Raw genomic sequence first — 10,929 nt, forward strand, 5'->3', positions numbered from 1 at the left:
GATCACGGCGGGGGCCGGGGCCGGTGTGGAAGCCGGGGCGGTGGGCGGCGGCGTAGTGGGCGCCGGCGTAGTCGGCGTGGACGAGTCCGAGGCGGTTGAAGAAGTCGAAGAATCCGAGGGGCTCGAGGAGTCCGAGGGAGTCGAGGACGGCGAAGGAGTCGAAGGGGACTGCTTCACATGCGATCCCGCGTAGCGATGCGTGGGCGAAACCGCGGTCTTCTCCGGCACGGTCGCGTAGGCGGCCGGGGCCGTCGGCAGGACGGCGGCCGGCCCGGTCGGGCTCATCGCCGCCAGGCGCGCCGAAGCCACACCGTTGTCGAAGGCGGAGACCACCGCGTCGACCGCCGCGTCGACGTCCACCTGCCGCCCCGGACGCGGCGCGATCGGGGTCGGCACACCGCCGGGGAAGATCACGCTCCCGTCGACCATCGGCTTGTCGAACCCGGCGGTCAGGTTGGTCAGCGCGGTCTTCAGCGCGTCGCGGTCGACGCTCACCCGCAACGGCACATCGCGGCCGGTGCCGGCGAGCGCCGGGATGGCGACCGTCGGATCCGTGCGGCCGGACGCCGCGGCGGCCACGGTCCCCGCGTAGTCGATGCGCAGCCCGGACTGGTTCGGCACGAGGTGGAACGTGGTCCCGTCGGCGGTCAGCTGGATCGGCGCGTTCAGCGTCGGGCCGAGCGCCGCGGAGAGCTTGGCCTCGGCGGCCGTGCGCGACATCCCGCCGATCGCGACGCCGTCGACGATCGTGCCCTTGGGTACCTGCCCCTCGAAGGCGAGGGCGGCGCCGTAGAGGGTGCCGAAGACCAGCGCGACGGACACCCCGGAGATGACGGCCAGCCGCCCGCGCCGGCGGCGGCGGCGCGGGGAGCGGTGGTGGTCCGGGTGATGGTCGGACCAGTGCCCGGTCGGCAGGACCTTGGTGTCGTCGGAGTGGTCGGCGTCGTCGATGAAGTAGTGGATCTCCTCGCCGCCGCCACCGCGGGTCGAACCAGTCGAACCAGTCGAACCGCGCGGGCCGGCCGATGCCGGTGAGGTACCGCCCGCGGTCCCGCGCGGCGGCGTGGCGACACCGGGGCTGGTACGCGGCGACGGAGCGGCACCGGGGCCGGTGCGCGGCGGCGGAACCGGCCGCGTGATCGCCGGAGCGGTACGCCGGAAGTCGGCCGCCGAGAACGCGGCGGCACCCATCGGCACCAGCGACTCCGTCGACGGGTCGTAGAACGAGGACTCGCCCGACGAGTCGTGGAAGATGCCGCCGAGATACCGCATCCCGACCGGACTGCGGCGGGCGGCGTCGTAGCCGGGGACCTGAGTCGGCACGCCGTAGCGGCCGGCGGGCGCGGGCCCGGACGACGGCGCGCTCGGGGCATACTGGCCGAGCGCCGCAGGGGGCTGCGACACCTCGGTTCCCGTCACGTCGCCACCCTGCGCGGGCACCGTGGGCGTAACAGAACCAGCCGCGGCAGCCGCTCCACTGGCGCGCTGCGCCTCCAGTTCCCGGCCGATCGCGTCGAAGTCCCCGAAGAACTGCTCGACGGTGTCCGACAGCAGATCCGCCTCGGCCCGGCTGGCCAGGTCCGGCGGCACCGACGCGGTGAGCCGCGCGGACCGCTGCACGGTCAGCACGCCGCCGAACGCGGCGCCGGGCATCGGCACGACCATCGTCGCGGTGGTCAGCGCCAGCACGTCGCCGGGCAGGGCGTTCGGCTTCGCCGGACTGACGCGGTGCAGCATCTGCGAGGCCTCGACGACCGTCTCGATCGCCGCGTCGCCGCGCAGGGTGGTCGACGGGACCGGGGGCGCGTCCGGAAGCTTGATCCGTAACAGGGCGCTGGCCTGGTCGGCCGGCACGACGCGCAGCGGGCCCTCGTTCGGTGCCCACTGCGGATCCCCGGCCTGGGGATCGGCCGGGCCGCCGCCGAAGCCGCCCGGGCCACCGGGACCACCGGGACCACCGGAACCGCCAGGGCCGCCGGAGCCGCCCGGACCGGACATCTCGGCCGCGTCGCCGGGTCCGCCGAACCGCTGCGGCGGCACCCCGGACTCGCCGGCCATCGTCGCATGGCGGCCGGAACTGCTCAGCCGGTCCTCGCCGCCCGCGGCGCCACCGGATTCGGCGAACCGTTGCTGCGCCGGGAATCCCCCCGTACTGCTCAACGCGTCGGCGCCGCCACCGAACCCGGACATGAGCCCGGTCCCGTAGTCGCCGCCGGCGCCGTATTCGAGCCCTGGCACGCGCGAAGGCGCCGTCTCGCCACCGGCCCCGGGCATCGTCCCGGTCCGGTAGTCACTACTGCGATAGTCCCCGCTGCTGTAGTCCCCGCTGCGATAGTCACCACCGGAGTCCCCCAACGGATCCGCCGACGCGGGGTCGCGGAACACCGAGGCGTCGTGGAAGCCGGACGAACCGGGACCGGTTCCGTCCGGCGGCGGCACCTCGTCGCGGAACAGCGGAGCGCCGCCGAACCCGAAGTCGGGCTGCCGGTCGGGTTCGTCGTCTGTTGGGCGTCGGGGAAACTCGTCGTTCAAAGTCGGTCGCCTCTGTCAAGGTCGGTCGCGCAGGGCCATCGGGCAGGGCCTACTAGCTGTGCCATCTAGCAGCGCGCCACCGGCCACCGAGAGTGTTGCTCCGATCACAGTACTGTGATCAGCGGTGGTCACAGGGGCGTACGGGTGACATTGCCACGGCGATGCCGCGCTGACCCGCCGGAATCCGGCAAGGCTTCACTCGATCGAGCGAGTTTGATTCCGCCTTAAGTCCGGTCCCCATATGACCGGTTTCGACGGTTTCGGTGACCGGCGGACGGTCAGCGGACGATCAGCGGACCGCCGGCGGACCCCGACGGGCGCTCAGCGCGAGCGCTTCGCGGCGCTCTTCGCGATCCGGTCGGTCAGCTGCCACTGGTACACCAGCACCGCGATCCCGAAGGCGATGACAAGGCCCCCATAAACGAAGATCTGGGCCGAGGAGGTGTTGGCCAGGATCACGTCGCCGGAACTGCCGACACCGAACATCAGCACCGCGATCACCAGCAGCCAGCCTCCGGCCGCGATCCCGACGGCCCGCGGCACCCGCAGCAGCGTCCCGGCGACCAACAGCAGCACCGTGAGCAACGCCAGCCCGATCAGCGACCCGAAGGGGAAGGCGAAGCCGGGCGAGCCGTTCCCGGTGGCCGAGGCCGGGTCCGTGGCGTCCAGCAGGCGCGGGCCCGAGCCGCCGATGCGCACCGTGTAACCCTGGATCATCGTGCCGATCAGCCCGACCACGACGCCGGCCCCGCCGAACCCGGCCAGCGCCAGCAGCTTCCCGCGCTCGGACTCCGTACCGAACCGCGCCGCCGCCAACAAGCCGACCAGGCCCACCAGGCCGGCCAGCACCACGACCACAGACACTCCGACCTCCGCCGCGCCCGAAACGTCCATCAGTCCTGCGAAACCCCGGAAGCGGCCCCGTCTGCGATCCCGAGGCCGGCGAACAGATCCTTCTCCAGCTCCGGCTCCGTGCGCCCCTCGAGGCCCTTCACCAGCTGGTAGTACTCGTGCGCCATGAAGTTCATGCCGATCGAGTTGGAGAGCGCGAAGAAGCCCTCCTCCATCGCGATCTGCGTGGGGTACGCGTGCATCGCCTCACGCTTGTTCACCGTGTACGCGCTGCCGTCGAAGCAGGTGGTCACCAGCGCGTCGTCGGTCCCGAACGGCAGGTCCTCCACCGACTCCACGGCCACGAAGTCACTGGTGTCCCCGGCTTCCTTCAACATCCGGATGCCCTCGGCCACCACCGACTTGGGCATCGCGGTCCAGTAGATCTTCGCGATCTCCCACGCCGGGCCGTGCTCCGGCGCGAAGGCCGGATCGGCCGCCAGCTCCGCGGCGCGCATCGCGACCCGGTGCGCCTGGATGTGGTCGGGGTGCCCGTAGCCGCCGTTCTCGTCATAGGTGACCAGCACCTGCGGCCGGATCTCCCGCACCACCTTCACCAGGTGCCCGGCGGCCTCGTCGACGTCGGCGTTCCAGAACGCGTGCGGCTTGTCGTTGGCCGGCGTCCCCATCATCCCGGAGTCCCGGTAACGGCCCTGGCCGCCGAGGAACCGGTGGTCGGACACGCCGAGCGCCACCATCGCGTTGACCAGTTCCACCACCCGCACCCCGGCCAGCCGGTCCTCCCGGTCGGCGGCCAGGTGCGCCAGCTCCGGCACCAGCACCTCGCCCTCCTCGCCGGCGGTGCAGGTGACCAGCGTGACGTGCGCGCCCTCGGCGGCGTAGGCGGCCATCGTGGCCCCGGTGCCGATCACCTCGTCGTCCGGATGGGCGTGGACGAGCAGCAGACGCCGGGTGGCCGTGGGGCTGGTCCGCGGCGGCTCAGCGGCCCCCGGGGACGCGGTCGTGTTCGCGGTCATAGGGCAAGGGTACGCATACCTTCCTCGCCGCTCGCGGAACAGCCCGGTAAGGGTCGAGAGCCTTAGCATGGGCAGCATGGCTGACACCCCCTCCTTCCCCCGGCATTCCGCCCGGACCCAGCGCTTCACCCTCGGCGCGCCGCGAGCCTTCAGCATCGCGCCGGACGGCACCCGGATCGCGTTCCTGCGCGGCAAGCACGGCACCGACACCGCGACCTGCCTGTGGGTGCTGGACCCCAGTACCGGGGAGGAGCGGCTGGTCGCCGATCCGGTCGCGCTGCTCGGCGGGGCGGGCGAGGAGCTGACCGACGAGGAGAAGGCGCGCCGGGAGCGGTCGCGGCAGGGGGCGGCCGGGATCGTCGGCTTCGCGGTGGACGCCGAGGCGAAGCACGCGGCGTTCACGCTGTCCGGCCGGCTGTTCGTGGCCGACCTCACAGCCGACCTCACAACCACTGACCCGGCGCGGGCGGTGCGCGAGCTGGACACCCCGGCCGGGGTCGCCGACCCGCGGCCGAACCCGACCGGCACGCACGTGGCGTACGTCGCCGCCGGCGCGCTCCGGGTGATCGGCATCGACGGCTCCGGCGACCGTGCGCTGGCCGAGCCGGAGACGGACACCGTCACCTACGGTCTGGCCGAGTTCATCGCGGCTGAGGAGATGGAACGCTTCCGCGGCTACTGGTGGGCGCCGGAGGGCGACCGGCTGTTCGCCGAGCGCGCCGACGAGGCGCCGATCCAGACCTGGCACATCTCCGACCCCGCGAACCCGGGCAAGGAGCCGGCGGCGGTGCGCTACCCGGCCGCCGGGACGAACAACGCGGCGGTCTCCGGCGTGGTGCTCGGCCTGGACGGCTCGCGCGTCGACGTGTCGTGGGAGGACTCCTCCCCCTACCTGACCACCGTCCACTGGTCCGCCGGCGGCGACCCGGTGCTCGGCCTGATGAACCGCGAGCAGACCCGCATCACCTACGCGCTGCTCGACCCGGACAGCGGCATGGTGACGCTGCACAGCGAGGAGTCCGAGCCGCGCTGGGTGGACATCTTCACCGGCGTGCCGGCCTGGGTCTCCGGGCCCGACGACGGCGACGACGACGCCTCGGCCTCGCTGGTCACCGTCGGCGCCCGCGAAGGCGCCAACCGGGTCCTGCTCGACGGCGAACCGCTGACCCCGCCGGAGCTCCAGGTGCGCTCGGTGCTGGCGGTCGGCGAGCACGGGGTGCAGTTCACCGCCAGCGCCGACGACCCGGCCGAGGTGCACGTGTTCCTGGCGTCCCGGGACGGCGTGGTACGTCAGCTCACTGAGACGTTCGGCGTCCACTCCGCGGCCTTCGGCGCGGATCTGGCCGTGATCACCTCGACCTCGTTCTCCGAGCCCGGCTCGACGGCCCGCGTGGTGCGCGTGGACGAGGACGGCGACACCAAGGACCTGTGCACGGTCCGCAACGTCGCCGAGCGCCCCGGGCTGAAGCTGAACGCGACGATGGTGCGGCTCGGCGAGCGCGCGCTGCGCGGCGTGCTGATCCTGCCGACCGGCCACGTGCCGGGTACCAAGCTGCCGGTGCTGATGGACCCCTACGGCGGTCCGCACGCGCAGCGGGCGCTGGCCGCCCACAACATGCACCTGGCCTCGCAGTGGCTGGCCGACCAGGGCTTCGCCGTGCTGGTCGTGGACGGTCGCGGCACCCCGGGCCGCGGCCCGGAATGGGACCGCGCGATCTACCGCGACTTCGCCGGCCCGGTGGTGCAGGACCAGGTGGACGCCGTGCAGGCGGCGGCCGCGCAGAACCCGGACCTGGACCTGACCCGGGTGGCGATCCGCGGCTGGTCCTTCGGCGGCTACCTGTCGGCGCTGGCCGCACTGCGCCGCCCGGACGTGTTCCACGCAGCGGTGGTCGGCGCCCCGGTCACCGACCAGCGGCTGTACGACACCTGCTACACCGAGCGCTACCTGGGGCACCCGGACACCGAGCCGGAGGTCTACCGCCGCAACTCGGTGGTGAACGGGACCGAGCCCAGCGGCTGGTCGTCACAGCAGCGTCCGCTGATGCTGATCCACGGCCTGGCCGACGACAACGTGGTGGTCGCCCACACGCTGCGGCTGTCCTCGGCGCTGCTGGCCGAGGGGCGTCCGCACGAGACGCTGTTGTTGTCGGGGGTGACGCACATGACACCGCAGGAGGTCGTCGCGGAGAACCTGATGCTGCTGCAGGTCGACTTCCTCAAGCGGGCGCTTTCCCCCGGCGAGCGCTGAAGATCTCTACGAGTTGAGATGCATGACTCAACCTATCCGGGTGACCAGGCGTCTACTGGACGCAGTCACCCGGGAAGGTTGAGACTAATGAACCGTATCTCCGTTTTGTTCGCTGCCGGAGCGCTCAGCGCCGTCGCGTTGACCGGATGCTCCAGCAGCGCTTCCAAGAGCGCCGGAAGCGGCACGTCGACGCTGGGCAGTACGAGCTCGACGGGCAGCAGCACAAGCACACCAGCCGCCACGGGCTCGTCCGGCCCGGGCGGTAGCGGCGGGACGGGGTCGGCTTCGACATCCGCTTCCAGTTCGGCCGCCGGCACTTCCACCGGCGGCACCGGCGGCACCGGCGGCCAGTCGAACGCCGCCGCACCCACCTCCGCCGCGGGCTCCGCGCACAACGGCGGCGCCTGCACCACCGCCGAGATGCCGAACGGCACCTGGCGCGGAGTCGAGGGCAGCGAGGGCGCCGGACACGTCGCCGCCGACATCGCCCTGCAGAACACCTCAGGGCACAGCTGCACGATCAGCGGCTTCCCCGGCGTCAGCCTGCTGGCATCGAACGACCACCCGCTGCCGACGAACGTCATCAAGGACGACTCGGTGTCGGTCACCACCATCACGGTCGCGCCCGGCGCATGGGTCCACTCCGAGGTCCGCTACTCCGCGGACATCCCCGGACCCGGCGAGCCTGAGAGCGGGCAGTGCGAACCGACCACCGTGCACGCGCTCGCGCAGCTGCCCGGGGACTCCGCCTGGGCGCACATCACGCTCGACAATCCGACTCCGGTTTGTGAGAAGGGCGAGGTGGAGGCGAAGCCGTTTGTGGGTGGGAAGTCGAGTCCGGCCGGCGGGTGAGCCTGCGGCGGGGCCAACGGCATTCGAGCAAGGTCGAAAGCTGACACATCAGCACCCGCACAAACCAAGGCGGCCGCCGCGGGAACCCTCCCGCGGCGGCCGCCGTCTTCAGTCTGTCGGCTACCTCAGCCCTTGCCCTTAGCCGCGCTGCCCCGCGAGCGCCCGCGGACCTGCTGGCTCAGCTCCACCTTGCGGATCCGCACCGTGTCGGGGGTGACCTCCACCGCCTCGTCCTCGCGGATGAACTCCAGGGCCTGCTCCAGTGAGAGCTGGCGGGGCGGGATCAGGGTTTCGGTGACGTCCGAGGTGGAGGAGCGCATGTTCGTGAGCTTCTTCTCCTTGGTGATGTTCACGTCCATGTCGTCCGAGCGGGAGTTCTCGCCGACGATCATGCCCTCGTAGACCTCGGTGGTGGGCTGCACGAACATCGTGCCGCGCTCCTGGAGGTTCATCATCGCGAAGGGGGTCGCCGAGCCCGCGCGGTCGGCCACCAGGGAGCCGGAGGTGCGGGTGCGCAGTTCGCCGTACCAGGGCTCGTAGCCCTCGAACACGGCGTGGGCGATGCCGGTGCCGCGGGTCAGGGTCAGGAACTCGGTGCGGAAGCCGATCAGGCCGCGGGAGGGGACCACGAACTCCATGCGGACCCAGCCGGTGCCGTGGTTCGTCATGGTCTCCATGCGGCCCTTGCGGTTGCCCTGGATCAGCTGGGTCACCGCGCCCAGGAACTCCTCGGGGGCGTCGATGGTCAGGCGCTCCACCGGCTCGTGCAGCTTGCCGTCGATGGTCTTGGTGACCACCTGGGGCTTGCCGATGGTGAGCTCGAAGCCCTCCCGGCGCATGGTCTCCACCAGGATGGCCAGTGCCAGCTCGCCGCGGCCCTGGACCTCCCAGGCATCGGGGCGCTCGGTGGGCAGGACCCGCAGCGAGACGTTGCCGACCAGTTCGCGCTCCAGGCGGTCCTTCACCAGGCGGGCGGTGACCTTGGTGCCCTTGGTCGGGCCGCGGCCCACCAGCGGGCCGGTGTTGGTGCCGACGGTCATCGAGATCGCCGGCTCGTCGACGGTGATCAGCGGCAGCGGGCGGGGGTCCTCCGGGTCGGCCAGGGTGTCGCCGATCATGATCTCCGGGATGCCGGCGATGGCGATGATGTCGCCGGGGCCGGCCTTCTCGGCCGGCTTGCGCTCCAGCGCCTCGGTCATCAGCAGCTCGGTGATCTTCACCCGCTCGACGGTGCCGTCGTGCCGGCACCAGGCCACCTGCTGGCCCTTGCGGATCTCGCCCTGGTGCACCCGGCACAGCGCGATGCGGCCCAGGAAGTTGGAGGCGTCCAGGTTGGTGACGTGCGCCTGCAGCGGCGCGCCCTCGGTGTAGGACGGGGCCGGGATGGTCTCCAGGATGGTCTTGAACAGCGGCAGCAGGTTGTCCGAGTCCAGGTCACCGCCCTGGCCGTTGCCGGAGGAGCCGGGCACCGGCTTGGTCAGCGTGGCCTTGCCGTCGCGGGCGATGGCGTAGACGATCGGGAACTCGATCTGCTCCTCGGTGGCGTCCAGGTCCATGAACAGCTCGTAGGTCTCGTCGATGACCTCGTCGACCCGGGAGTCCGGCCGGTCCACCTTGTTGATCAGCAGGATCACCGGCATCTTCGCGGCCAGCGCCTTGCGCAGCACGAAGCGGGTCTGCGGCAGCGGCCCCTCGGAGGCGTCCACCAGCAGCACCACGCCGTCCACCATGGACAGCCCGCGCTCCACCTCGCCGCCGAAGTCGGCGTGCCCGGGGGTGTCGATGATGTTGATCACCACGTCCTCGCCCTCGGGACCGCGGTAGTGCACCGCGGTGTTCTTGGCGAGGATGGTGATGCCCTTCTCGCGCTCCAGGTCGTTGGAGTCCATGGCGCGCTCGTCGACGTGCTGGTGTTCGCCGAACGCGCCGGACTGCCACAGCATCGCGTCGACCAGCGTCGTCTTCCCGTGGTCGACGTGCGCGACGATCGCCACGTTCCTGATGTTGTCGCGTGTGGGCATGCCTGAGCGCTCCTTGGCAGAAGGGGATACCTACCCATCGTACGGGGTCGGGAATCCTCCCGCTTACCGTCAGTGCCCGGGCGTCCGGCGTGAGGGTAAACTCCGAGCCCGCGCACCGCCGGTCATGTGGTGACCGTCACACGCTCAGCCCTTGGCCAGGACCATGGTCAGCAGCGAGCCGGCCGAGGTCACCACACCCCCGCTGACCGCGATCCACACCGGGTCCGCCGCCGCTGCGGGCCTGGTCGCCGCGTAGTGCCACCGGGTCCGTCCGGTCGCCAGGTCCACGGCCCACCAACCGCCCTTCTGGTCGCAGACGTAGACGTTGCCGTCCGCGATCTGCGGTGCGCCGCCGTCGGAGGACGTGACGAAGGACTCGGTGCCCTGCGACTGCCACAGCACCTTGCCGGTCTCCGCCTCCACGCTGTAGACGCCGCGGCGCGACAGGGCGATGACGGCGGAGGAGTCGGGCGAGCGCGTGACCAGCGAGACCGTGCCGGCGTCCCCGGCCGGCTCGGGCAGCTTCGAGGTCCACGCGTCCTGCCCGGTGGCCGTGTTCCCGGCCGCCAGGACGTCGCCGTCCGGCGTGCTGCTGAGCAGGATGTACCGGTCGCCGGCGAACACGGCCTTGTTCAGCGACACCTGGCTGTAGTCGACCGATGTCCCCAGTTGGTGCGCCCACGCCTGGTCGCCGGTGTCGACGTCCAGGACCGCGGCGGTCACCGGGGTGGCCGGGTCCGGCGATCCGACGGCGAGGACCTGCCTGCCGTCGGCGGGCACCGTGAGCGTGGCGTACTGCGCGCCGGCCTTGTTCCACAAGCTGCTGCCGCTGGCGACGTCCAGCGCCCACACCACCGGCGTGCTCCCGGCCGTTCCGACCACGAACACCTTGCCGCCCAACACCCCGGCGACCCGCACGCCCTGCAGCGGACTCGGGTCCGGGGGCAGCGGCGTGGTCCAGCGCGGGGAGCCGGTCATGAGGTCCAGCGCCCACACGGCGACCTGGCCCGGCGCACCACCGGCGAACAAGGCGACCAGGTAGACGACCCCGGAGTCGACCACCCCGTTGCCGGAGCCCGCGATCCCGCCGGCGGGCAACGGACCCCACTTGGTGGACCCCCCGTAGTCGAAGCCTGTGACCTCGGAGTCGGTGGCCACGACGAGCATCCCGTCGGCGGCCGCCAGCGACGTGACCAGCCCGGGGATGTTCAGCGTCCAGAAACTGCCCGCCGAGGGGCCCTGCAACTTGCCGAGCGCCCCGGTCGGCGGCGGCAGCGCACCACCGGGCGGCAGCGAACGCCGCCCGGGAGTCGGCGGCGCCGTGGCGCCGGCCGCGGAGGTCGGGACCGTGGACGGCGCCCCGCCGACGACCGGCTCGGAATTGACCGTGGGCGTGGTCCCCGAG

8 protein-coding genes are annotated in these 10,929 nt (G+C 72.0%); 2 read left to right on the top strand and 6 right to left on the bottom strand.

The features are described from left to right. From KGQ19_RS44400 to mshB, 3 genes are all read right to left on the bottom strand, one after another. A partial coding sequence (locus KGQ19_RS44400; protein ID WP_212020936.1) for a peptidoglycan binding domain-containing protein occupies positions 1–2,532 on the bottom strand: 2,532 nt, incomplete at its 3' end. Positions 2,533–2,853: 321 nt separating this feature from the next. After that, positions 2,854–3,426, bottom strand: coding sequence for a hypothetical protein (locus KGQ19_RS44405; RefSeq protein WP_212020937.1), 573 nt, complete (start codon positions 3,424–3,426; stop codon positions 2,854–2,856). Next, entirely contained in the window at positions 3,426–4,400 is a 975-nt protein-coding gene (mshB, locus tag KGQ19_RS44410) for an N-acetyl-1-D-myo-inositol-2-amino-2-deoxy-alpha-D-glucopyranoside deacetylase (RefSeq protein ID WP_212020938.1), read from the bottom strand. Before mshB ends, KGQ19_RS44405 begins: the two co-directional genes overlap by 1 nt. Before the next feature lie 67 nt (positions 4,401–4,467). On the opposite strand from mshB, the gene KGQ19_RS44415 reads away from it, so the two are divergent. Then, positions 4,468–6,651 (top strand): S9 family peptidase, encoded by a 2,184-nt coding sequence (locus KGQ19_RS44415; protein WP_212020940.1) that lies wholly within the window; start codon positions 4,468–4,470, stop codon positions 6,649–6,651. Positions 6,652–6,716: 65 nt separating this feature from the next. On the opposite strand, the gene KGQ19_RS44420 is transcribed toward KGQ19_RS44415, so the two are convergent. Further along, a complete protein-coding gene (locus KGQ19_RS44420; protein WP_212020942.1) occupies positions 6,717–7,085 on the bottom strand; it encodes a hypothetical protein in 369 nt (122 codons plus the stop codon). Between KGQ19_RS44420 and KGQ19_RS44425 the strand changes: the two genes are divergently transcribed. After that, a complete protein-coding gene (locus tag KGQ19_RS44425; protein ID WP_212020944.1) occupies positions 7,072–7,503 on the top strand; it encodes a DUF4232 domain-containing protein in 432 nt (143 codons plus the stop codon). The genes KGQ19_RS44420 and KGQ19_RS44425 overlap by 14 nt on opposite strands. 125 nt (positions 7,504–7,628) lie before the next feature. On the opposite strand, the gene typA is transcribed toward KGQ19_RS44425, so the two are convergent. Together typA and KGQ19_RS44435 are read right to left on the bottom strand one after the other, a co-directional pair. Then, positions 7,629–9,524 (bottom strand): translational GTPase TypA, encoded by a 1,896-nt coding sequence (typA, locus tag KGQ19_RS44430; protein ID WP_212020946.1) that lies wholly within the window; start codon positions 9,522–9,524, stop codon positions 7,629–7,631. 144 nt (positions 9,525–9,668) lie between these two features. Next, positions 9,669–10,929 (bottom strand): outer membrane protein assembly factor BamB family protein (locus tag KGQ19_RS44435; RefSeq protein ID WP_212020947.1); only part of this gene is annotated, 1,261 nt, incomplete at its 5' end.

This window comes from Catenulispora pinistramenti, from assembly GCF_018274385.1.
Taxonomy (GTDB): domain Bacteria; phylum Actinomycetota; class Actinomycetes; order Streptomycetales; family Catenulisporaceae; genus Catenulispora; species Catenulispora pinistramenti.